This is a genomic window from Brevundimonas fluminis (assembly GCF_003934285.1).
Lineage (GTDB): Bacteria > Pseudomonadota > Alphaproteobacteria > Caulobacterales > Caulobacteraceae > Brevundimonas > Brevundimonas fluminis.
In genome coordinates this window covers 240369-260210 of sequence record NZ_RQWJ01000002.1, presented here as the reverse complement: position 1 = coordinate 260210, position 19842 = coordinate 240369, and the positions used below count along the sequence as shown (strand labels likewise).

The window sequence follows — 19842 nt, the reverse complement described above, 5'->3', positions numbered from 1 at the left end:
CAGATGCGCGCATCAATGTCAATGCGTTCGCATCATTTTCGATGCTTTAGCGCCAGAGGTTATGCGTGGACGACGACCAACTCACCCGATGGCTCATCGGCACCATACGTGCGCATATGGCTCAACACGGCCTCAGCTACGCCGATCTTGAGAGCCGCCTACGCGTTCTTGGCGTCGAGGAAAATGAGCGAAACCTGCGCAACAAGGTGATGCGCGGGACGTTCAGCGCCGCCTTCTGGGTGCAGTGCTTGGTGGCGTTAGGGGTTCGGAACCTGACGCTAGAGGCAGGCATGATGGGCTTCACCGGCCCGGAGGCTCGGCACGACAGCGTGCCTCACACGAAGGACGAGATAGTCGCCGAGATTTACAAGGTGATGGGAACGCCGTCCGACGCCGACGAGGATTAGGGTGTCCTCAGCGGGTGGTCGGCTTCCGACCAGCTCGCAGTGGCTTGACCTTCTCGGACCCCGTCGGCGGCACCCTCAAGAACTCGCTCACCTGAACGCTTAGCACTCCGGCGAGCCGGTCCAGCAGATCGACACTGGCATTCCCCCGCTCGCGTTCAAGCTCGCTGATGTAGGCGCGGTCCACGCCGGCGTCTGCGGCGAGCCGTTCCTGCGAGACCCCGCGCTCGGTCCTCAGCCGCCTCAGATTCCATGCGACCAGCGTCCGCCCGTTCATGGGCGTAGCCGACAGATTCAGGAGCCGTTAAACCACGGGTTATAGCCTACAGATTATTGCGGATCGGGAGGCTCAGATGCGATCTTTGGCGGGTGGGGTCATGGCGGCCGTCGTGCTGACCGGTGGCGCCTCGGCGCAGGACGCGATGCGCTACTACACGTTCCAAGGCCGCGACGCCGTGGTCACCTGCGGTCAGGGCCATGTCGCCGATCGTCCGACGAGAACCATCTACCAGCGAGGCCAAGGGTGGGTTGAGCAAGACCTCAGGCCGACCGACGCCGTTTGGGTCTCGTCGGGGTGCGCCGGCTACATTGAGCATCAAGGGCGCTCCGTGTCGGGCGAGGAACTTCGGGATCGTATGAACACGATCTTGAATCCGACGGCCCCTGAATCGTTCGAGACAATCATGGGCAGGATTACCCAGAACCTGTGCAAGCAGGACCCGGAGCGCCCGGACTGCGACTAATGTCGTGTTTCTTGCATTCATCGCCGGCTTGGGCGACGATGAATCGGTCGCGGGCGACCGCCGGCCGGGCCTGCTCTCAGCGCCCTGCCGGTAGCTTTGGATGCCGTTAACCAGTCAACGGCACTCTCGCCTCAGTTGACGACCTAGGGACCTCAACGCAAAGAAGGACATGGCTGGCGAGAACCAGACGTTCGGTTTGAGATATGTCGGTGCTCGTTTCCACGACGCGCGCCTGCCTGTTGACGTCCTGTTTGACCTGCCGGCTTTTCGCGATCTACTCGTGTCTTTCGCAAAGGCCGAATGGAGAGCCGCAAACCGCGAGAAGCAGAGGCTGCCGAGGGGATTCGACAAGAGTTTCTCTTTCGATCTCATCGCGATCGAAGAAGGTAGCGCAGTTCCGAAGCTCGAATGGAATCGCGAGACCGCTCAAGCGAACCTGCCGGGCCTTACCGACCAGCTCTCCGAGGTAGTCGATCGCGCCTACAAGAGAGTTCTGGACCTTGTCGAGGCCGCCGGAAACGACAACTTCCCTGTGGCGCTGTCTTCGGAACAGGTTCGGGCGCTCAACAAGTTCGGCGCAGGATTGCGCGACGGTGAGAAGATCGAGTTTCAGGGCAGCGCGGACAACGAAGGCGAAGTCATCTTCCTGGACACCGAGCGCCGCAAGCGGATCATCACCCACACTCGAGGAAGCTACCGAAGCCGATATGAGGGCATAGGTCGGCTCCTTGGCTCTGTCATCAACGCCGACGGCATTGGCGGCCACATTAGGGTTGAAACGGAGCAGCACGGCGAGATCGCAATTGCGCTGGATGCCGAGCGTGTCGAATTCGAGTTCGACGGTAGCATGAACGCTCAGGTTCAGTTCGATCTCATGATCGAGTTGGACAACAACGACGTCTTCAAAGGTGTCGTGGATTCATTCGACGTGGATCTTATTGACGAGGAAATTGTCGCCGATCTTCTGAAACGGAGAGAACGCCTAGCCGAACTCCGCAAGCTCGAAGATGGTTGGTATGACGGCGAGGGCCTAGGTGTCTCCGAAGCGGCCGACCAAGCGGCTCAACGCCTTTTGGACAAGCGCCCGCTGTTCGCTGCGCACTACCTCATCTTCCCTACCGTGGCTGGCGGCATTCTCTTCGAGATCGAACAAAACGGGTGGGACTATTCCGTTGAAATCGCTGCCGACGGCAGCGTGGAAATGTTCGGCGTTCAGATTGACGGCCCCGACGAGATGGAGCCGCAAAACTTCGACGGCATCAATGACGCGTTCGTTGAGGTCTTCGACGCCAAGCTGGCTGAGCAGGGCGCCAATGGCTGACAAACTCGACGACGACAACGAACTCCTTTTTCGTCAAGTGCATCCGAACTTCGTGGTGGACGGGCAGCTTTCGAGCCAGCCTTTCCAACCGAGCGTCAAGGACGACAACAAGCTATCAGTTGATCGCTCAAGCCTGACAACAGCGGCAGACTCACACTCGCTCTACACCTCGAATGGCTTTGAATCGGTCGCGGTTTACGCGGTCAATGTCGCGGAGTTCGGTGCGGAGGCTCTGCCCTGCGTATCTGACCCTCTGCCGGCGGCGGGCGATCTCGCGGCTAATCCTGCCCACGCCCTTGCCGATTACTCAGCCCACAAGCCTAGCAAGCAGAAAACGATAGCCAAGCGCCTCAAGCAGAAGGCTATCAATCGCGGACGGCAGCATCCCTAGGGCCGCTAGGGCGAATCAGGCGGCCCCACTGTGCTGTCATGAGGATCGCACGCATCACCGAAGGCCGATCCGGCGCCGTAGCCACCACCCGCCCGTCGCGCAGGCCCATAAAGCCATCGCCATCGTGGACATGAGCGATTTGATACAACCGGGCACCCCGCCAGAACCGCATGGGTTCCGGGGATCGGCGGGCGCTCATCGAGCCCACTCCCAGCCCTGATAGAGGCCCGCCTGCGGCACCACCCGCACATGGCCGTGGCTCTTGAGCTTGGTGAGACAAGCGCCGACGCGCTTCCGCATCAGGACGACCGTGGCTTCGTCGGCCTTGAGCCCCCGCTCCTTGATCTGCTGGTGGACGATGTCGAGCGACGTCAGTGGGCGATCTGCGCCCCTGAGCATCCGAACGACAAGCCTGACCACCTCGCCCTTCTTGGCCCGGTGCTTGGTGGGATACCGCACGATCTTCGTGGTGTCGGCGTTCTGGTCGAACAGCCGGATGGCGGCATCGACGTGGTCGAGGTCGCAGATCACCTTGCGCTCGTCTGCCCGCAATTGCTTCAATAGCCGAGCAAGTTCCGCCCGCTTGGCCACAAGCCCCGCGATTGTTCTCGGCCGATCATAACCTTCGTGTTTCATGACGAAGAACGTAGCAAGAACAGATACTTAGTCACCCCACCGCTAGGTGTGTTTGCTCCATAATGGCGGTGAACTCCGGCAGTTCGTCGAGGAACAGCACGCCGTTGTGGGCCAGCGAGGCCTCGCCCGGCCGGGCGCGCAGGCCGCCGCCGGTGAGGGCCGCCATCGAAGCGGAGTGATGGGGGCTGCGGAACGGGCGGTCGCGGGCGATGGCGCCGCGTTCGATCATGCCAGCCACGGACCAGACCATCGAGGTCTCCAGCAGTTCCTGCGGGGTCAGGGGCGGCAGCAGGCCCGGCAGGCGCTGGGCCAGCATGGACTTGCCCGATCCGGGCGGCCCGACGAACAGCAGGTTGTGGCCGCCGGCGGCGGCGATCTCCAGCGCCCGCTTGGCCCCCTCCTGACCCTTCACCTCGCGCAGGTCGCGGACGGCCTCCCCGGCTTTCAGCGGCCCCGGCTCCGGCTGCGACAGGCGCTGCGTGCCCTTGAAGTGGTTGATCAGGCCGATCAGCGAGCGCGGCGCCAGAACCCGCGCGTCGCCGGCCCATGCCGCCTCGGGCCCGTTGGCCTCCGGACAGATCAGGCCCAAGCCCATGGCCGACGCCGCCACGGCCGCCGGAAGGGTTCCGCCCACCGGCGCGATCTGGCCCGACAGGCCCAGTTCGCCGACCGCGCACCAGCCGTCTAGCGCGTCCAGCGGGATCACCCCCATGGCGGCCAGAAGGGCGAGGGCCACCGGCAGGTCGAAATGGCTGCCCTCCTTGGGCAGATCGGCGGGGGCCAGGTTGGCGATGATGCGCCTGGGCGGCAGGGCCAGGCCGATGCCGGCGAAGGCGCCGCGCACCCTCTCGCGGCTTTCGGCCACGGCCTTGTCGGGCAGGCCGACGATGTTGAACACCAGCGGACCGTCGGAGCCGACCAGCTGGACCTCGACGTCCACGCGCCGCGCGTCCACCCCGTCGAACGCCACCGTCACAGCCCGCGCGACCATGTCCGCCTCCGCTCACCCGTCGGAACAGAACATGAACTGACGCCGGTTGGCAAGCGCCGTTACGCGAGCCGCTTCCCGATCGCGTCCCACATCAAGGCCGCCGCATCCACGCCGGTGAAGGTTTTCAGCTGCTGGGCCCCGGTGGGCGAGGTGACGTTGATCTCGGTCAGGTAGTCGCCGATCACGTCGATGCCGACGAACAGCAGGCCGCGGGCCTTCAGTTCCGGCCCGATCAGGGCGCAGATCTCGCGGTCGCGGGCGGTCAGTTCGACCGCCACGGCGGTGCCGCCGACGCGCAGGTTGGAGCGGACCTGACCCTTGAGCGGCACGCGGTTGATGGCGCCGACGGGTTCGCCCTCGATCAGGATGATCCGCTTGTCGCCGGCCGAGACCTGGGGGACGAATTTCTGGATCACCAGCGGGTCCCGGCTGCCGGTGGCGTGGATTTCGACGAGGGCCGCCAGATTGGGGTCGCCCGTCTTGAGCCGCACCACGCCCGAGCCGGCGGCGCCGTGCAGGGGCTTCAGCACCACGTCGCCGTGACGGGCGTGGAAGTCCTCCAGCGCCTCCACGTCCGAGGAGATCAGGGTCGGCGGTTGCAGCTGCGGCCACCGGGTGACCATGAGCTTCTCGGGGGCGGAGCGCACCTCGGCCGGGTCGTTCAACACCAGCGTGTCCTCGCGGACCGCCTCCAGCAGGTAGGTGGCGGTGACGTAGGCCATGTCGAAGGGCGGATCCTGCCGCATCAGGATCACGTCGACGTCTGAGTGCAGGTCGAGCTTCTCGAAATCGCCCAGGTCGACGAGGTCGCCCTTCAGCGTCGTGCGGCGCGCGCGGCAGGACAGTCGGCCGTTCTCGAGAGCCAGGGTGCGGAAATCGTAGGTCCAGACGGAGAATCCGCGGTCCTGGGCCGACTGGATCATCAGCCAGGTGGTGTCCGCGTGCGGGTTCACCTGTTCGATGGGGTCCATCTGGACGGCGACCCGGATCATGCGCGGCTCCTGAGGTTGGGTGCGAAGGGAATGGGCGCGCGGCCGCGGAACCGCAAGGCTCAGCCGTCGAATGCGAGGCGTTTCCGATGGCGCGGGAGGCGCCCGGGAGCCAGGGCGATCAGGTCGATGCGCAAAGCATGGGCGCGCAGCGCCGGGCGCGAGCGGCGCACCGCCTCGCCCGCGGCGAGCAGGCGCTTCGCCTGCTGCGGCGTCAGGGCCAGTTCGGCGGCGTCGCGCAGCCGCCGGCGCTTGACCTCGACCACGATCAGCTCACGACCCTTGTGGGCCAGGAGATCGATCTCGCCCTGCGGCGTCTTCAGGCGAAAGGCGAGGATGCGGTGGCCGGTCAGCATCAGCCAGACGGCGGCCAGCCATTCGGCGGCGTGACCCTGACGCCAGGCCGCGCCGCCCTTGAGGCTGCGGGCGGGGTCGACGCGCCTCATCGGCCCGCCTTCATCTCCAGCGCGCGGGCGTAGAGCGCCTTGCGGTTCGCGCCGGTCTGCCTCGCCACCTCGGCGGCCGCCGGGCCGGGGGCGAGGCGGGTCAGGGCCTCGGACAGGGCGGCGTCCACGTCGTCGGCCGATGCGACGACGGCGTCGCCCGGACCGACCACGACGACGATCTCGCCCTTCGGCGCCTGGGCGCCCGGATGCGCGGCGAGTTCCGACAGCGGGCCGCGCAGGCATTCCTCGTGCAGCTTGGTCAGCTCGCGCGTGACGGCGGCGGGGCGATCGCCCAGCACTTCCGCCATGTCGGCGAGACTGGCCGCCAGACGCGGGCCGCTTTCGAAGAAGACGAGCGTGCGGCCGGGCTCGGCAAGTTCCGCCAGCGCCGTCTTCCGCGCGGCGGATTTCGGGGGCAGGAAGCCGGCGAACAGCACCCTGTCGGCGGGCAGACCGGCCAGGCACAGGGCGGCCAGAAGGCTGGACGCGCCCGGGATGGGGTGGACGGGCAGGCCGGCGCCGATCACCTCGCGGGCCACGACGTAGCCGGGATCCGACACCATCGGCGTGCCGGCGTCGGAAACCAGCGCCACGACCTCACCCCCGGCGATCCTCTCGACCGCGATCCGGGCGGCGCGCTCGGAGGCGTGGTCGTCGCAGCGCTCGAGCCTGGCCTTCAGTCCGTAGGCGGAAAGCAGTTTGGCCGAGACGCGGGTGTCCTCGGCCAGCACAAGATCGGCGGCGGCCAGCACGTCGAGCGCGCGCAGCGTCATGTCGCGCAGATTCCCGATGGGCGTCGCCACCAGATACAGCCCCGGCGTCACCGGCCGGGGCGGCGGCGCGGCGGGGGGAAAGGGGCTGGGCTCGGGCATGGCCGGGACCGTGCCAGCCGGGGGCGGCGGGCTCAAGCGGTCAGCAGACGGCCGAGGACCGCGTCCAGCAGGGGGCGGCCGGTGGCGCTGGCGATCACGCGGCGGTCGGTCACGACCAGAAACCCCTCCTCCACCATCTCGGCCAGCGGTCGGGCGGCCGCGGGCAGGACGTCGAGCACCGACACCGGGACGCCTTCGACCGTCCGCAGGCCCAGCAGGACGCGCTCCTCGGCGGCCTCCCGCGGGGAGAGCGCGGCGCGCTCCTCCCACGGGTCGCCCGCCTCCAAGCCGCCGACGTAGGCGTCGATTCCGCGGTGGGCGACGGTGGCGGTGCGGACGCCGTCGAGCGTCAGGCGGCCGTGGGCGCCGGGGCCGACGCCCAGGTAGTCGCCGCCGCGCCAGACGTGGAGGTTGTGCGCCGAGCGGGCCGCGACGCCGCGCGCGTGGTTGGAAACCTCATAGGCGTCGAAACCGGCGGCCCCCAGCGTCTCCTGCGTCGCCTCGTAAAGGGCCGCGGCAAGTTCCTCGTCCGGCGGCGACCAGTCGCCGCGGCCGACGGCGCGGGCGAAGGACGTGCCGGCAGCGACCGTCAGCTGATAGGGCGAGACGTGTTCGAAGCCGAGGTCCAGCGCCTGGATCAGCGCCGCGCGCCAGTCGGCGACCGACTGGCCGGGCAGGGCGTGGATCAGGTCTATGGAGAGGCGCGGAAAGACGCGGGCGGCGACCGCGACGGCGCGACGCGCCTCCTCCGCCGAGTGGTTGCGGCCCAGAAACGCCAGTTGGGCGTCGTCCAGCGCCTGAACGCCCATGGACAGGCGGTTCACCCCGGCGGCGGCGAAGGCGGCGAAGCGGTCGGCCTCGGCGTCCGTGGGATTGGCCTCCAGCGTGATCTCGACCGGGCCGGAGGGGAACAGGGCCCGCGCGGCCTCGACCACGGTGGCCACGTCGGCCGGATCCATCAGGGAGGGCGTGCCGCCGCCCAGAAAGACCGAGGCCAGACGTCGGGGGCCGACGAGCGCGGCCTGCGCCCGCACGTCCGCGACGATCGCCGCCGTCAGCGTCGCCGCCCGGTCCTCCTTCCCCCGGGCCCGCACGACGTTGAAGTCGCAATAGGGGCAGATGCGGACGCAGAAGGGCCAATGGACGTAGAGGGCGACGTCCGTGCCGGGATCGGGCGGCTCAGTCGTCAACCAGCGCGGCCTTGAGCTTGGCGAAGGCCACCGCGCGGTGACTCATGGCATCCTTGGCGTCGGGATCCATCTCGCCGAAGGTCTCGGTGAAGCCGGCGGGCAGAAAGATCGGATCGTAGCCGAAGCCGCGGGAGCCGCGGGGCGGGAAGGTCACCGTGCCGTCGACCCGGCCCTCGACCACCACGGTGGGGCCGGCCGGCCAGGCCACGGCGAGGGCGGAGGTGAACCAGGCCGCGCGGTCGTCGCCGCCGGCTTCTTCCAGCCGGCGTTCGACCTGGGCCATGGCGTGGGCGAAGTCCTTGTCGGGCCCGGCCCAGCGCGCGGAGAAGATGCCCGGGGCGCCGCCCAGCGCCGCGACGGACAGGCCGCTGTCGTCCGCCAGCGCCGGGAGGCCCGACCGCTCGGCCGCATGGCGCGCCTTGAGCACCGCATTGCCGACGAACGTGCTCTCGGTCTCGTCCGGTTCGGGCAAATTCAGCTCACCGGCGGTGACGATCGTGTAATTTCCGTCCAGCAGGGCCGCGATCTCGCGCGCCTTGCCGGGATTGTGGGTCCCGGCGACCAGCCGCATGCCCTTGATAAGCCTGGGTTTCATCGAGCGCCGATCCCTGATCCGCCAACCTTGCCTAAGTTTAATATCGTTAAACGATATGTAACGTGCATTCTCATACGGCACGTCCTATCTATGATCTCAAGAACGACAGGCCGCATCGTTCTCCCGAAGGCTCCCAAAGGGCATCGGAATGCAGCGGCGAACGAAAACAAGCAATGACGCACCTCACTCAGGATAAACGGAGAAAAACGATGCAAGCCCTGAACGCCACCATGTTCATCGAGAAGTTCGGCCACGCCGTCATCAACGGCGCCCTGCTGGCCGCCCTGCCGACCGCCATGGTCGCCATCCTGCTGCAAGCCTTCTGAGCGGCGGGACTTTGACCGGAATGACAGTCGAAGCGATGCTGGAGCCGCGCGCGGTTCGTGCGAACCCCGCGCGGTGATCCGGCCCCGACCGTCATAAGGACTTAGAATGCCCCTGTCGCCCCGACGCCTCGCCATGCCGCCCATCAAGGGCCTGCGCGCGCTGGGGCCGGGGTCGGTGTCCAGCCTGCTGAAGACCGCGCTGGACGTCGCCTACGCCGTGCTGATCCTGCTGACCGCGCTCGGCGCGCTGCTGTTCGTCACGGTCGCCTTCATTCCCATGGATCAGCTGGCCCTGAACGTCACCGACGACGCCGGCGGCGCCCAGATCCCCCTGCCCCGACCCCATGCCCTCTTCGGGGTCGGCGCCTTCATCGGCTATTTCGCCGGCTTCGCCCTGATCCTGCGCAACCTGCGCCGGGTGTTCCGGACCCTGACGCTGGGCGATCCCTTCCAGCCCGAGAACGTGTCGCGGCTGCGTCAGATCGGCTGGATCCTGGCCACCGTCACCGGCGGCGTCTGGGTGGGCCAGATGCTGGTCTCCCGACTGGCCCGCGGGATCATGGATCCGCCCAGCCTGTTCAACCTGGTGACTCCCGCCTTTTCCGTTCTGGTCGTCTTCGTGCTGGCGGAGGTGTTCCGCGAGGGCGCGCGCCTGCGCCGCGAATCCGAACTGACGATCTGATCGACCCGGTGTAAGAGCGCGCCATGGCCATCCGCGTCCAACTCGACAAACTGCTGGCGGAACGCCGCATGTCGCTGACCGAGCTCAGCGACCGCGTCGGCGTCACCGTGGCCAATCTGTCGATCCTGAAGACCGGCAAGGCGCGGGCCATGCGCTTCTCGACGCTGGACGCCCTGTGCCGCGAGCTGAACTGCACGCCCGGCGACCTGCTGGGCCACGAGCCGGGGCCGCAGCCGGGCGGCGACGACGGCGAGGCATGAGCCCCCGATCATGAGCCGGCGCGACGACCTGTCGCCCGACGATCGCCGCATCTGGGCGCGGGTGGCGGGATCGGCGACGCCACACCGGCGCAAGAAGGCCCCGCTGACCTCGACGGTCGACGACCCGGCGCCCGCCCCGAAAGCGCCGCCTCCCGGAAAGGCCAGGCCCCGGCCCGTCGAGCTCCCGCCCCTCGCCGCGCCGAAGCTCGCCGCGCCTCGCGCCCGCGGCACGCCGGAAGAGCTGGAGCCGCGCCGCCAGCGCCGCCTGTCGCGCGAGCGCGATCCGATCGACGCCCGCATCGATCTGCACGGCTATGGCCGCTTCCAGGCCCAGGACGCCCTGACCGCCTTCCTGATCGGCGCGCAGGCGCGCGGGCATGGGGCGGTGCTGGTCATCACCGGCCAGGGACGGCGCGGCGGGACCGGGGTGATCAAGTCCAGCGTGCACGAATGGCTGACGGGGCCGGCCCTGCGGGGCGTCGTCTCCGGCTTCGCCCCCGCCGCCCGCAAGCACGGCGGCGACGGGGCGCTGTACGTGACGATCAGGCGAGCCTGAGACCCGCGTCCTTCGCCAGCGCCTCCAGCGAGACCATCGGCCTCGGCCCCCAGTGGGCGATGACCTCGGCGGCGGCGAGCGAGCCGAGCTTGCCGGCGTCTTCCAGAGACAGGCCGCGGGCGAGGCCCAGCAGGAAGCCGGCCGCGTACTGGTCGCCGGCGCCGGTGGTGTCGACGACCTTGTCGACGGGCACGGCGGCGACCCGGACGCGCTGATCCCCCGACACGATCACTGAGCCGTCCGGGCCGCGCGTGACCGCGGCGATCTCGACCATGGCGGCCAGCCGGTCGGCGGCGGCGTCGAAGTCCTCGGTCTCGAACAGGGCGGCCAGTTCGGCCTCATTGGCCAGGACGACGTCGGCGGACGCGGAGATGAAGTCCAGCAGGTCGGCGCGCCAACGGTGGACGACGAAGGCGTCCGACAGGGTGATCGCCACCTTGCGCCCCGCGTCGTGCGCGGCCTTCGCCGCCGCCTCGAACGCCGCGCGGCCCGGGGCCGGGTCGAACAGATAGCCCTCCAGATACACGACGGCGCTGTCGCCGATCAGCCCGGCGTCGACGTCGGCCACGGTCAGCTGGTTGGCGGCGCCCAGGAAGGTGCACATGGTGCGCTGCCCGTCCGGCGTGACGTTGATCAGGCAGCGGCCGGTGCCCAGGCCGGCGGCCGCGCCGTCGACCAGAGGCGACACGTCGAAATGCACGCCGGCGGCCCGGATGTCGTGGGCGAAGACCTCGCCCAGCTGGTCGTCGGCGACCTTGCCCAGATAGGCGGCGCGTCCGCCGAAGCTGCCCACGCCCGCGACCGTGTTGCCGGCGGATCCGCCCGACGCCTCGACCCCCGCGGCCATGGCGTCGTACAGCGCCGCGCTCTGGTCCGCGTCGACCAGCTGCATGGAGCCGGGGGTCAGCCCCTGCGCCTTCAGAAAGGCGGGCTCACAGGGGGCGAGGACGTCGACGATGGCGTTGCCGACGGCGCAGACGTCGAAGCGGGCGGGGGCGGAAGCTTGGGTCATGGCGCGCCCTTAGCCGTCCGGGCGCGGTTCCGCCAGCGCCAGAACGGCCTGCGACGCCGCGAATTCTTGACCCGGAGGGCCGCGAAGCCTACCTCGACGGCATGACCGTGCGCCGCATCCTGACCGTCGACAACGCCGCCGACCTGGCGGTGCTGAAGCAGGTCTCGACCCCCGTCGAGACCGTGGACGACGGCGTGCGCGCCCTGATGGACGACATGCTGGAGACCATGTACGCGGCCCCCGGCATCGGTCTGGCCGCCGTGCAGATCGGCGAGCTGAAGCGTGTGGTCGTCATGGATCTGGGCGACGGCGCGCCGGATCCCGACGCCGAGACCCCGGAGGGCGAGGAGCCCGCCCGCGTCCCCAACCCCCGTTTCTTCGTCAATCCCGAGGTGCTGTGGGCGTCGCAGGAGACCCTGCCGTACGAAGAGGGCTGCCTGTCGATCCCCGAGTATTTCGACAGCGTGGAGCGCCCCGCCCGCGCCCGCGTCCGCTATCTGGACCGAGAGGGCCGCACGGTCGAGGAAGAGATCGACGGTCTGTACGCCGTCTGCTTCCAGCACGAGCTGGACCACCTGAACGGCGTGCTGTTCATCGACCACCTGTCCCGGCTGCGACGCGACCGGGCCATGGCCAAGGTCAGGAAAGCCGCGAGGATGGCCGCCTGATGCCCCGTCTCAAGCGCAGCCCCGACCGCATCATCGACCCCCGCGGCCGTCGCCGCCTGACCCGCAACGAGAAGGTCGGCGTGGCCGGGCTCGTGACCCTCGTCGGCGTGGCGCTCGCGGGCGTGGTCGCGGGCATGATCATCGACCGCCTGCTCAGCTTCGACGACGCGCTGGACGCCGGCGGCGAGTGGGACGAGGGCGGCGGGGTCTTCACGCGCTGGGACTGAGCGAACGCGCGCGAGACGCGGAGTCCGCCTTCCGACCTGCCCGCACCCGCGACGTGGTCGGCGACTTCCCCCGCGTGTAGGCTGGGCGCCGAGAGCGAGCCGGGGGCCTTGATGCAGACATCGCATTTCTTGCGGACCTGGGCCCGGGGACTGGCCGCAGCGGTGGCGACGGCGGGCTTGGCCGCGTGCGGTGCGGAGGCCACGCCGTACTACGGCTTCCGAGTGGTGAATGCGTACCCGCACGACGCCGCGGCCTACACGCAGGGCCTGATCTGGGTCGACGGCCAGCTGTACGAGAGCACCGGGAAGTACGGCGCCTCGACCGTCCGGCGGGTCGAGCCGGGCACCGGCGCGGTTCTGCAATCGGTGGACCTGCCGGACGACGTGTTCGGCGAAGGCATGACGATCTGGAAAGACGACCTCGTCGTTCTGACCTGGCAGTCGGGGATCGGCTACGTCCTCGAGCGTGACGGGCTCTCGACCCTGAGAACCTTTCGGTACGCGGGCGAGGGCTGGGGGCTGACGCATTCGCCGGACGAACTGATCATGAGCGACGGCACCGCGCAGCTGCGGTTTCTGGACGGGGAGACGTTCGCGGAACGCCGCCGTCTGACCGTGACCCATGACGGGCAGCCGGTCGAGAAGCTGAACGAGTTGGAATGGGTCCGCGGCGAGGTCTGGGCCAACATCTACCAGTCCAACCTGATCGCGCGGATCGACCCCGGGTCGGGGGTCGTGGTCGGCTGGATCGACCTGACCGGGCTTCTGCAGCAGGGCGGCGCGCCCGCGCCCGACGCCGACGTGCTCAACGGCATCGCCTGGGACGCCGCCGCCGACCGCGTCTTCGTCACCGGCAAATACTGGCCCCGACTGTTCGAGATCGAGGTCGTCGAGCCGGGCTGACTCCGCCGCGCCTTGTCCCTCGCCTCCCTCTGGGGCAAAGCCACGGCCATGCGCCTCGCCTTCATGGGAACCCCCGAATTCGCCGTGCCGTCGCTGGCCGAGCTGGTCGCCGCCGGGCATGAGGTGGTCGCCGTCTATTCCCAGCCCCCGCGGCCGCGGGGGCGGGGGCAGAAGCTGACGCCGTCGCCGGTGCAGGCGTTCGCCGAGACCATGGGCCTGCCGGTCTTCACGCCGGAGACGATGAAGGCGCCGGAGGCGATCGAGACCTTCCGCAGCCTCAACCTCGACGCCGCCTGCGTCGTCGCCTACGGCCAGATCCTGAAGCCCGAGGTGCTGGAGGCGCCGCGTCTGGGATGCCTGAACCTGCACGGGTCGCTGCTGCCGCGCTGGCGGGGGGCGGCGCCGATCCAGCGGGCGATCATGGCCGGCGATCGCCGGACCGGCGTGCAGATCATGCGCATGAGCGCGGGACTGGACGAGGGGCCGATCCTGCTGAGCGAGGTGATCGACATCGCCCCGGACGACACGGCCGGGTCTCTGGGCGAGCGCATGGCGCATGCCGGCGCGGGCCTGTGGCCCCGGGCGCTGGCGGCGCTGGAGCGCGGCGGGCTGGAAGCGGTGGAGCAGGTGGGCGAGGCCACCTATGCGCGGAAGATCACCCCGGCCGAGGCGCACATCGACTGGACCCGCCCGGCGGCCGAGGTCGACGCCCATGTCCGCGGCCTGTCGCCCGCGCCCGGCGCCTGGTTCGAGGCGCCCGGCCCCGAGGGTCCGGTGCGGATCAAGGCGTTGATGAGCCGGGTTTCGGCGCGCGGGGCCGGCGCGCCGGGCGAGGTGCTGGACGGCGAGCTGCGGGTCGCCTGCGGCCAGGGCGTGGTGCGGCTGCTGACCGTCCAGCGCGCGGGCAAGGCGGCGCAGGCGGCCGACGAGATGCTGCGCGGTTTCCCCATCGCGCCCGGGACGGTCCTCCCCTCAAGCAGCGAGCCGCCGCGCGGCGAGCGGTAGGGGAGAAATGCGATGCCGAGGTACCGGCTCACGGTCGAATACGACGGCTCGGCCTACAACGGGTTTCAGGTCCAGCTCGGCCAGCCGACGGTGCAGGGGGCCATCGAGACGGCGCTGACGGCCTTCTGCGGCGAGACGGTGCGGCTGTTCGCGGCGGGGCGGACCGACACGGGGGTGCACGCCACCGGTCAGGTGATCGGCTTCGATCTGGACAAGGCCTGGCCGGCGCGCACCGTGATGAACGCCCTGAACGCCCATCTCGTCGAGGAGGCGGTCTCGGTGCTGGACTGCATCGAGGCGGATCCGGAGTGGCACGCGCGGTTCTCGGCGACGGGGCGGCGCTATCTGTACCGCATCCTGAACCGGCCGGGACCGCCGGCGCTGGAAGCGTCGCGCGTGTGGCACATGAAGAAGCCGCTGGACGCCGGGGCCATGCACGCGGCCGCGCAGGCGCTGGTCGGCCGGCACGACTTCACCACGTTCCGGGACGTGAACTGCCAGTCGGCCTCGCCGGAGAAGACGCTGGACGTGGCCGCGGTCGAGCGGGTCGGCGAGGAGGTGCGACTGACGTTCGCGGCGCGCAGCTTCCTGCACCGGCAGGTGCGGTCGATGACCGGCAGTCTGGTCGAGGTCGGTCTGGGGCGATGGTCCGCCGACGACCTGAAGGCCGCGCTCGACGCCCGCGACCGATCCGCCTGCGGGCCGGTGGCCCCGAGCGACGGACTGTATCTGACGGGCGTCGAGTACGGTTGACGTTCACCCTGTCGCTCGCGCCGCGGGCGCTCGCTGGTTGAGGGCGAAGAGGCTTAGTTCCGGGCTTCGTTGGAGGCGCCGGTGACGGCGTCGCCGGCGGCCGAGACGTCGCGGCCGACGCCGGCGATGGTGTTGCAGGCCGACACGGCCATGGCGGCGGCGATCAGGGTCAGGGTGACGATCTTCTTCATGGGACGAGTCTCCGATGGGTTGAACCTGCGCCGTGAACGCCAAGCGTGGCCGTTGGGTTGCGCCGCCCCCATCGCCAAACCGCCGCACCCTCTGCTAACGGCTCCGCATGAGCCAGCCGCAGAACACCGCCGCCCGCCGCCTCGTCGAAACCCTGGTCGTGAACGGGATCGACAAGGTCTTCTGCGTGCCGGGCGAAAGCTATCTGGCCGTGCTGGACGCCCTGGCCGACGTGCGCGACCGGATCGAGGTGATCACCTGCCGCCACGAGGCGGGCGCCGCCAACATGGCCGAGGCCTACGGCAAGCTGACCGGCAAGCCGGGCGTCTGCATGGTCACGCGCGGTCCGGGCGCGACGCATGCCTCGATCGGCGTGCACACGGCGCATCAGGATTCCACGCCGATGATCCTGTTCGTCGGCCAGATCGCCCTGACCGACCGTGGGCGCGGCGCCTTTCAGGAGGTCGACTATCGTGAGGTGTTCGGCGGCCTGGCCAAGTGGGCGACCGAGCTGGAGAGCCCGGAGCGCACGGTGGAGGTCGTCGAGCGCGCCTTCGCCACGGCGCTGCAGGGCCGCACGGGGCCGGTCGTCGTGGCCCTGCCCGAGGACCTGCTGCATGCAGACGGCGGGCCGGCCCCGCAGCGGGCGGTGGTCCCTGCCAAGGCCGCGCTGGATCCGGCCGTGTTGGCCCAGATCGGGGAGCGTCTGAAAGCGGCGGAGCGGCCGTTGATCGTCGTCGGCGGCTCCGGCTGGTCGACCGAAGCCAGCCACGCCCTGGCCGACTGGGCCGAGCGGCACATGATCCCGATCTCCGGCTCGTTCCGGCGCAAGGACATCATCTCCAACGACCGGACCAACTATGCCGGCGACCTTGGACTGGGGTGCAATCCGAAGCTGACGGCGCGGGCGAAGGCGGCGGATCTGATCATCGCCATCGGCGCGCGGCTGGGGGAGAACCCGACGCAGGGCTACACCCTGTTCGACCGCGACCACACGGCGGGGGTGCTGGTCCACCTGCACCCGGGGCCGGAGGAGCTGGGCCGGGTGTGGCCGACGCTGATCTCGGGCGTGGCGGACAACTCGCTGGCGGCGCTGGCCCTGACGACGCTGGAGCCGGGCCGCGACTGGCGCGCCGAGGGCGAGCAGGCGCACGCCGACTTCCGGGCCTTCTCGACCCCGGTGGCGGTGACCGGCGCGGTGAACATGAGCGAATGCATGGCGCACCTGATGGACGCCGTGCCCGAGGACGCCGTGGTCACCAACGGCGCCGGAAACTTCGCCGCCTGGCTGCACCGCTTCTACCGCCACCGCGCCTGCCGCACCCAGCTGGCCCCGACCTCGGGCGCCATGGGCTACGGCTGGCCGGCCGCGATCGCGGCCAAGGCGGTGGACCGCGAGCGTGAAGTCGTCTGCGTAGCCGGCGACGGCGACTTCCTGATGACCGGTCAGGAGATGGCCACCGCGGTCCAGCACGGGCTGAACCCGGTGGTGATCGTGGTCGACAACGGGACCTACGGCACCATCCGCATGCATCAGGAAGGGCACTACCCGGGGGCGGAGCGGGTCATCGCCACCGATCTGAAGAACCCCGACTTCGTCCTGTGGGCCAAGGCCTTCGGCGCATACGGCGTCCGCTGTGAGACGACCGAGGATTTCCCCGCCGCCCTGGAGGACGCGCGAGACGCCGCGATCGCCCGTCGGGTTCCGGCGCTGGTCCACCTGATCACCTCTGCCGAGGACATCGCGCCGGGGCGGACGATCAGCGGGATGCGCGGAGGGTGACGATGGCCCGGCGCCCGCACCCCGACGCGCTGGAGATGTTCGGGCGCCTGGACCAGACGCCGGGCGCACGCCCGGCCGAGCCCGAGCACGACGCGCGGCCCGCTCCGGAGCCGGACGACTGCGCCGTGGCCGCCGCCGTCCTGCGCGACTGGTTCGGAGAGCCGCAGCGCCGCAAGGAGCGGGCCTTCGTGACGCTCGTCGGTGAAGACTGGCCGCGTTGTGACTGTTCGGGATGGGGATTCGACCTGCAGGACGGCCCGTCGCCCCCACGGAGCGGCGCGGCCGAGGCGCGCCGCCGCACCTCGATCGCGCTCGGCCGTCCCGACTATGATTCCGGCGGCGCGCTGATCACGGCCTCCCTGTCTCTCGGGCCGGGCCTGGGGCACAGTGCGGTATTGCGGGTCCGCAGGGACGACGACGGCTGGTGGCTGGACGGCGCCCGGTTCCGGTCCATTTCCTGAACCAGGGAACGCCATGCCCTTCACCGCCACCGTCCTGACCATGTTTCCCGAAGCCTTCCCGGGGCCGCTCGGCGTGTCGTTGATCGGCACGGCTTGGCGCGAGCGCGGCCTGTGGGCGCTCGAAACGGTTGACATTCGGGGCTTCAGCGACGATAGGCGCGGCTTCCTGGACGACACCCCTGCGGGCGGCGGACCGGGAGCGGTGTTGAAGGCGGACGTGGTGGCCAGGGCTCTTGACGGGCTTTCCGGGCCGCGGCGGCCGCTTTTGTACATGAGCGCCCGGGGTCGGCCCCTGACCCAGGCGCGCGTCAAGGACTGGGCCACGGGCGACGGCGTCGTCGTGCTGTGCGGCCGGTTCGAGGGGGTGGATCAGCGGGTGCTCGACGCCCGGGGGTTCGAGGAGGTCTCCGTCGGAGACGCGGTCCTGGCCGGTGGCGAGGCGGCGGCGATGGTGGCGATCGAGGCGTGCGTACGACTGATCCCCGGAGTGCTGGGCCAGGCCGAAAGCCTGAGCTCGGAGAGCTTCGAGGACGGGCTTCTGGAGCATCCGCAGTATACGCGACCGCGGACGTTCGAGGGGCTCGACATCCCCGAGGTCCTGCTGTCGGGCGACCACAAGAAGGTCGCCGCCTGGCGTCAGGAGCAGAGGGAAATCACCACGCGGGAGCGGCGACCGGACCTCTGGGAGCGGCATCTCGCCAACTTACAGGCAAAGAGCGCAAAAGCTCGAGGAGACTGAGATGAACATTCTGCAGACGATCGCCGCCGAAGAGAAAGCCCGCGTCCTGGGCGACCGCAAGATTCCGGACTTCCAGCCGGGCGACACCCTGCGCGTCATGGTCAAGATCAAGGAAGGCGAGCGCGAGCGCATCCAGGCGTTCGAAGGCGTCTGCATCGCCCGTGACGGCGGCGGCGTGAACGAGACCTTCACGGTCCGCAAGATTTCGTTCGGCGAGGGCGTGGAGCGGAAATTTCCGATCCTTTCGCCGAACGTCGACGCCATCGAGGTGAAGCGCCGCGGCGTCGTGCGTCGCGCCAAGCTGTATTACCTGCGCGACCGTCGCGGCAAGTCGGCCCGGATCGCCGAGCGCCAGACCCAGAAGAAGGGCGTCGAGGTGCCGTCCGAAGGCGCCGCCGACGCGGCCCCGGAGGCAACCGAGGCCTGAGTTCGGCTCCGCCGGTTCACGATTTCAGGAGGCCCGGACCGGACGGTCCGGGCCTTCGTCGTTCCTGACGGGACATGACGCGTGAGGCGAACGGGATTGCGGCAAAAACCGGGCGCGCTAGGGTGGCGCCAAGCCAGAAGGCCCTCGATCCCTGGAGACTGAAATGCGCCTGTTCCCCGCCCTTCTCGCCGGCGCCGCCCTGGCCGCCGTCGCCCTGCCCGTGATGGCGCAGGATCCGCTGCCCAACTCGGGCCCGTACTACATCATGGACGTGACCGAGGAGAACGTGATCCTGGCCGCCGGCGGCACGCGCGTGCGTCAGGGCGGCGAGGCCGGCGTGACCATCTCGGTCGTCAGCGCCGCGGATTCGGTGCAGGACGGCATCGCCCGTCTGGACATGGCCTATCGCTTCCAGTGCTCGCAGCGCACCTTCAAGACGCCGGGCGCCTCGGCCTATGGTCTGGACGGCGGCTTCATGGGCGGGATCGACGACGACCAGGACTGGGAAGCGGTGAACATGACCGCCACCAGCGCGGTCATCATGGCCTACGCCTGCGACGGAACCCTGGCGGAGGGCATCGAGCCCATCGACGGCGACATCAACGTCATCGCCGAACGCTATCGCGAGATCTCGGCCGGCGAGTGATCGCGGGGTCGACCGCACGAACATGAAAGGCCCCCGGCGCGAACCGGGGGCCTTCTTCGTTTCGGCGCGTGAGCCTCACATCGAGAGCGGGCGGCCGTCCGGGGTCGTGGTGGCGACCGGACGTCCGTCGGCGCCCTCCAGCGCGTGCTTCAGGTCGCGCATCTCGTCGTGGCCGTCCTTGATCGTCAGGTAGGCGCGACGCACCACCTCGCGCGTCGTGGCCGAGAGCCTGTCGTCCTCCAGCGCGCGCTCGAACTTGCCCTTGATGAAGTCCTCGCCGTTCTCGACGGAGTTCACCACGGCCTGCTCGTCGCGCAGCAGGGCGTGCTTGACGTCAAGAAAGGCGCGGTGGGCCTTGGCCAGGATCGAACCGTCGTCCTCGGGCTCCGCGCCCAGGCCGCGCACGGCGGTCTGGAGGTCGGCGGCGACGCGGCGGCGTTCGCCGGCGCGCTTGACGAAGCGGTCGCGATAGGCGGCCACGTCGGTCTCCTTGGCGGCCTCTTCATAGCCGTCGGCGCTGTCCAGCGTCGTCTCGATCAGGCTGTTCAGGGCGTCGATGTCGTGTCGGTTGGCGTCGGTCATGGCGTGTCCTTTCACTGCTGCACAGTTATGGACAAAGCGCTGGAA

27 protein-coding genes and 1 pseudogene are annotated in these 19842 nt (G+C 69.5%); 17 read left to right on the top strand and 11 right to left on the bottom strand.

Translation table 11 applies throughout. The features are described from left to right. The first annotated feature begins 65 nt into the window (after positions 1-65). Complete coding sequence (locus tag EFJ44_RS01780) at positions 66-407, top strand: DUF6471 domain-containing protein (protein ID WP_125255472.1); 342 nt, start codon at positions 66-68, stop codon at positions 405-407. A 7-nt stretch (positions 408-414) separates the two neighbouring features. On the opposite strand, the gene EFJ44_RS01775 is transcribed toward EFJ44_RS01780, so the two are convergent. Then, the gene (locus EFJ44_RS01775; RefSeq protein ID WP_125255471.1) at positions 415-681 is read right to left on the bottom strand and encodes a helix-turn-helix domain-containing protein; all 267 of its coding nucleotides are present in this window, start codon (positions 679-681) and stop codon (positions 415-417) included. 100 nt (positions 682-781) lie between these two features. On the opposite strand from EFJ44_RS01775, the gene EFJ44_RS01770 reads away from it, so the two are divergent. From EFJ44_RS01770 to EFJ44_RS01760, 3 genes are all read left to right on the top strand, one after another. Next, positions 782-1147: a hypothetical protein gene (locus EFJ44_RS01770; protein ID WP_125255470.1), complete on the top strand. Its 366-nt coding sequence runs from the start codon at positions 782-784 to the stop codon at positions 1145-1147. A 169-nt stretch (positions 1148-1316) separates the two neighbouring features. Beyond that, positions 1317-2468 carry a hypothetical protein gene (locus EFJ44_RS01765; RefSeq protein WP_125255469.1) on the top strand — a complete coding sequence of 384 codons (1152 nt, stop codon included), beginning with the start codon at positions 1317-1319 and terminating at the stop codon, positions 2466-2468. Next, positions 2461-2859, top strand: coding sequence for a hypothetical protein (locus tag EFJ44_RS01760; RefSeq protein ID WP_125255468.1), 399 nt, complete (start codon positions 2461-2463; stop codon positions 2857-2859). The genes EFJ44_RS01765 and EFJ44_RS01760 overlap by 8 nt, the downstream gene beginning before the upstream one ends. A gap of 195 nt (positions 2860-3054) precedes the next feature. Here the strand turns inward: EFJ44_RS01760 and EFJ44_RS01755 are convergent, their stop codons facing one another. The 7 genes and pseudogenes from EFJ44_RS01755 to rdgB all read right to left on the bottom strand — a co-directional run bounded on the left by EFJ44_RS01755 (position 3055) and on the right by rdgB (position 8578). Next, entirely contained in the window at positions 3055-3411 is a 357-nt protein-coding gene (locus tag EFJ44_RS01755) for a hypothetical protein (protein WP_241209639.1), read from the bottom strand. A gap of 154 nt (positions 3412-3565) precedes the next feature. Continuing rightward, positions 3566-4486 (bottom strand): annotated as a pseudogene (locus EFJ44_RS01750) (YifB family Mg chelatase-like AAA ATPase); the annotation flags it as partial. A 59-nt stretch (positions 4487-4545) separates the two neighbouring features. Then, positions 4546-5478: a glutathione synthase gene (gene gshB / locus EFJ44_RS01745; protein ID WP_125255466.1), complete on the bottom strand. Its 933-nt coding sequence runs from the start codon at positions 5476-5478 to the stop codon at positions 4546-4548. A gap of 59 nt (positions 5479-5537) precedes the next feature. Next, a complete protein-coding gene (locus EFJ44_RS01740; protein WP_125255465.1) occupies positions 5538-5921 on the bottom strand; it encodes a YraN family protein in 384 nt (127 codons plus the stop codon). Next, positions 5918-6793, bottom strand: a complete 876-nt coding sequence (gene rsmI, locus EFJ44_RS01735; RefSeq protein WP_125255464.1) for a 16S rRNA (cytidine(1402)-2'-O)-methyltransferase — start codon at positions 6791-6793, stop codon at positions 5918-5920. Before rsmI ends, EFJ44_RS01740 begins: the two co-directional genes overlap by 4 nt. Positions 6794-6825: 32 nt before the next feature. Further along, positions 6826-7983, bottom strand: a complete 1158-nt coding sequence (gene hemW / locus EFJ44_RS01730; RefSeq protein WP_125255463.1) for a radical SAM family heme chaperone HemW — start codon at positions 7981-7983, stop codon at positions 6826-6828. Next, positions 7973-8578, bottom strand: coding sequence for an RdgB/HAM1 family non-canonical purine NTP pyrophosphatase (gene rdgB / locus EFJ44_RS01725; RefSeq protein ID WP_125255462.1), 606 nt, complete (start codon positions 8576-8578; stop codon positions 7973-7975). The genes hemW and rdgB overlap by 11 nt, the downstream gene beginning before the upstream one ends. Positions 8579-9010: 432 nt before the next feature. Here rdgB and EFJ44_RS01720 point away from each other — a divergent pair, with 432 nt between their 5' ends. The 3 genes from EFJ44_RS01720 to EFJ44_RS01710 are packed head-to-tail and all read left to right on the top strand — an operon-like array spanning position 9011 to position 10402. Beyond that, positions 9011-9586 carry a DUF2975 domain-containing protein gene (locus EFJ44_RS01720; protein WP_125255461.1) on the top strand — a complete coding sequence of 192 codons (576 nt, stop codon included), beginning with the start codon at positions 9011-9013 and terminating at the stop codon, positions 9584-9586. Between the two features lie 23 nt (positions 9587-9609). Beyond that, positions 9610-9846, top strand: a complete 237-nt coding sequence (locus tag EFJ44_RS01715) for a helix-turn-helix domain-containing protein (protein ID WP_125255460.1) — start codon at positions 9610-9612, stop codon at positions 9844-9846. 10 nt (positions 9847-9856) lie between these two features. Beyond that, positions 9857-10402, top strand: a complete 546-nt coding sequence (locus tag EFJ44_RS01710; RefSeq protein WP_125255459.1) for a Smr/MutS family protein — start codon at positions 9857-9859, stop codon at positions 10400-10402. Here EFJ44_RS01710 and EFJ44_RS01705 read toward each other — a convergent pair. After that, positions 10389-11414, bottom strand: a complete 1026-nt coding sequence (locus EFJ44_RS01705; protein WP_125255458.1) for an adenosine kinase — start codon at positions 11412-11414, stop codon at positions 10389-10391. The genes EFJ44_RS01710 and EFJ44_RS01705 overlap by 14 nt on opposite strands. A gap of 101 nt (positions 11415-11515) precedes the next feature. On the opposite strand from EFJ44_RS01705, the gene def reads away from it, so the two are divergent. The 5 genes from def (at position 11516) to truA (ending at position 14970) form a co-directional block, all read left to right on the top strand. Beyond that, a complete protein-coding gene (gene def / locus EFJ44_RS01700) occupies positions 11516-12082 on the top strand; it encodes a peptide deformylase (protein ID WP_125255457.1) in 567 nt (188 codons plus the stop codon). Continuing rightward, a complete protein-coding gene (locus EFJ44_RS01695) occupies positions 12082-12309 on the top strand; it encodes a hypothetical protein (RefSeq protein ID WP_125255456.1) in 228 nt (75 codons plus the stop codon). Before def ends, EFJ44_RS01695 begins: the two co-directional genes overlap by 1 nt. 111 nt (positions 12310-12420) lie before the next feature. Beyond that, positions 12421-13212, top strand: a complete 792-nt coding sequence (locus tag EFJ44_RS01690) for a glutaminyl-peptide cyclotransferase (protein ID WP_125255455.1) — start codon at positions 12421-12423, stop codon at positions 13210-13212. Between the two features lie 48 nt (positions 13213-13260). Then, the gene (gene fmt, locus EFJ44_RS01685) at positions 13261-14217 is read left to right on the top strand and encodes a methionyl-tRNA formyltransferase (RefSeq protein WP_125255454.1); all 957 of its coding nucleotides are present in this window, start codon (positions 13261-13263) and stop codon (positions 14215-14217) included. 12 nt (positions 14218-14229) lie between these two features. Beyond that, the gene (truA, locus tag EFJ44_RS01680) at positions 14230-14970 is read left to right on the top strand and encodes a tRNA pseudouridine(38-40) synthase TruA (protein ID WP_125255453.1); all 741 of its coding nucleotides are present in this window, start codon (positions 14230-14232) and stop codon (positions 14968-14970) included. A gap of 53 nt (positions 14971-15023) precedes the next feature. Here truA and EFJ44_RS01675 read toward each other — a convergent pair whose 3' ends face one another. Continuing rightward, on the bottom strand, positions 15024-15161 hold the full coding sequence (locus EFJ44_RS01675; RefSeq protein ID WP_125255452.1) for an entericidin A/B family lipoprotein: 138 nt from the start codon (positions 15159-15161) through the stop codon (positions 15024-15026). Between the two features lie 107 nt (positions 15162-15268). Between EFJ44_RS01675 and EFJ44_RS01670 the strand changes: the two genes are divergently transcribed. From EFJ44_RS01670 to EFJ44_RS01650, 5 genes are all read left to right on the top strand, one after another. Then, positions 15269-16942: a thiamine pyrophosphate-binding protein gene (locus EFJ44_RS01670; RefSeq protein ID WP_125255451.1), complete on the top strand. Its 1674-nt coding sequence runs from the start codon at positions 15269-15271 to the stop codon at positions 16940-16942. A 2-nt stretch (positions 16943-16944) separates the two neighbouring features. Next, positions 16945-17403 (top strand): hypothetical protein, encoded by a 459-nt coding sequence (locus tag EFJ44_RS01665; RefSeq protein ID WP_125255450.1) that lies wholly within the window; start codon positions 16945-16947, stop codon positions 17401-17403. Between the two features lie 13 nt (positions 17404-17416). Continuing rightward, on the top strand, positions 17417-18142 hold the full coding sequence (trmD, locus tag EFJ44_RS01660) for a tRNA (guanosine(37)-N1)-methyltransferase TrmD (protein WP_125255449.1): 726 nt from the start codon (positions 17417-17419) through the stop codon (positions 18140-18142). Position 18143: 1 nt separating this feature from the next. Further along, positions 18144-18569, top strand: a complete 426-nt coding sequence (gene rplS, locus EFJ44_RS01655; protein ID WP_125255448.1) for a 50S ribosomal protein L19 — start codon at positions 18144-18146, stop codon at positions 18567-18569. 163 nt (positions 18570-18732) lie between these two features. Beyond that, a complete protein-coding gene (locus tag EFJ44_RS01650; RefSeq protein WP_125255447.1) occupies positions 18733-19215 on the top strand; it encodes a hypothetical protein in 483 nt (160 codons plus the stop codon). A gap of 75 nt (positions 19216-19290) precedes the next feature. Here EFJ44_RS01650 and EFJ44_RS01645 read toward each other — a convergent pair whose 3' ends face one another. After that, positions 19291-19797 (bottom strand): PA2169 family four-helix-bundle protein, encoded by a 507-nt coding sequence (locus tag EFJ44_RS01645; RefSeq protein WP_125255446.1) that lies wholly within the window; start codon positions 19795-19797, stop codon positions 19291-19293. Positions 19798-19842: the final 45 nt, after the last annotated feature.

Bases quoted from the DNA above. Each gene is read 5' to 3' on its own strand.
- EFJ44_RS01665 (WP_125255450.1), top strand. From the start codon at position 16,945: ATGGCCCGGCGCCCGCACCCCGACGCGCTGGAGATGTTCGGGCGCCTG.
- EFJ44_RS01715 (WP_125255460.1), top strand. From the start codon at position 9,610: ATGGCCATCCGCGTCCAACTCGACAAACTGCTGGCGGAACGCCGCATG.
- EFJ44_RS01695 (WP_125255456.1), top strand. From the start codon at position 12,082: ATGCCCCGTCTCAAGCGCAGCCCCGACCGCATCATCGACCCCCGCGGC.
- EFJ44_RS01645 (WP_125255446.1), bottom strand. From the start codon at position 19,797: ATGACCGACGCCAACCGACACGACATCGACGCCCTGAACAGCCTGATC.
- rdgB (WP_125255462.1), bottom strand. From the start codon at position 8,578: ATGAAACCCAGGCTTATCAAGGGCATGCGGCTGGTCGCCGGGACCCAC.
- truA (WP_125255453.1), top strand. From the start codon at position 14,230: ATGCCGAGGTACCGGCTCACGGTCGAATACGACGGCTCGGCCTACAAC.
- def (WP_125255457.1), top strand. From the start codon at position 11,516: ATGACCGTGCGCCGCATCCTGACCGTCGACAACGCCGCCGACCTGGCG.
- rplS (WP_125255448.1), top strand. From the start codon at position 18,144: ATGAACATTCTGCAGACGATCGCCGCCGAAGAGAAAGCCCGCGTCCTG.
- EFJ44_RS01675 (WP_125255452.1), bottom strand. From the start codon at position 15,161: ATGAAGAAGATCGTCACCCTGACCCTGATCGCCGCCGCCATGGCCGTG.
- gshB (WP_125255466.1), bottom strand. From the start codon at position 5,478: ATGATCCGGGTCGCCGTCCAGATGGACCCCATCGAACAGGTGAACCCG.
- EFJ44_RS01770 (WP_125255470.1), top strand. From the start codon at position 782: ATGGCGGCCGTCGTGCTGACCGGTGGCGCCTCGGCGCAGGACGCGATG.
- EFJ44_RS01765 (WP_125255469.1), top strand. From the start codon at position 1,317: ATGGCTGGCGAGAACCAGACGTTCGGTTTGAGATATGTCGGTGCTCGT.
- fmt (WP_125255454.1), top strand. From the start codon at position 13,261: ATGCGCCTCGCCTTCATGGGAACCCCCGAATTCGCCGTGCCGTCGCTG.
- EFJ44_RS01650 (WP_125255447.1), top strand. From the start codon at position 18,733: ATGCGCCTGTTCCCCGCCCTTCTCGCCGGCGCCGCCCTGGCCGCCGTC.
- EFJ44_RS01740 (WP_125255465.1), bottom strand. From the start codon at position 5,921: ATGAGGCGCGTCGACCCCGCCCGCAGCCTCAAGGGCGGCGCGGCCTGG.
- EFJ44_RS01775 (WP_125255471.1), bottom strand. From the start codon at position 681: ATGAACGGGCGGACGCTGGTCGCATGGAATCTGAGGCGGCTGAGGACC.
- rsmI (WP_125255464.1), bottom strand. From the start codon at position 6,793: ATGCCCGAGCCCAGCCCCTTTCCCCCCGCCGCGCCGCCGCCCCGGCCG.
- trmD (WP_125255449.1), top strand. From the start codon at position 17,417: ATGCCCTTCACCGCCACCGTCCTGACCATGTTTCCCGAAGCCTTCCCG.
- EFJ44_RS01720 (WP_125255461.1), top strand. From the start codon at position 9,011: ATGCCCCTGTCGCCCCGACGCCTCGCCATGCCGCCCATCAAGGGCCTG.
- EFJ44_RS01760 (WP_125255468.1), top strand. From the start codon at position 2,461: ATGGCTGACAAACTCGACGACGACAACGAACTCCTTTTTCGTCAAGTG.
- EFJ44_RS01710 (WP_125255459.1), top strand. From the start codon at position 9,857: ATGAGCCGGCGCGACGACCTGTCGCCCGACGATCGCCGCATCTGGGCG.
- EFJ44_RS01670 (WP_125255451.1), top strand. From the start codon at position 15,269: ATGAGCCAGCCGCAGAACACCGCCGCCCGCCGCCTCGTCGAAACCCTG.
- EFJ44_RS01705 (WP_125255458.1), bottom strand. From the start codon at position 11,414: ATGACCCAAGCTTCCGCCCCCGCCCGCTTCGACGTCTGCGCCGTCGGC.
- EFJ44_RS01690 (WP_125255455.1), top strand. From the start codon at position 12,421: ATGCAGACATCGCATTTCTTGCGGACCTGGGCCCGGGGACTGGCCGCA.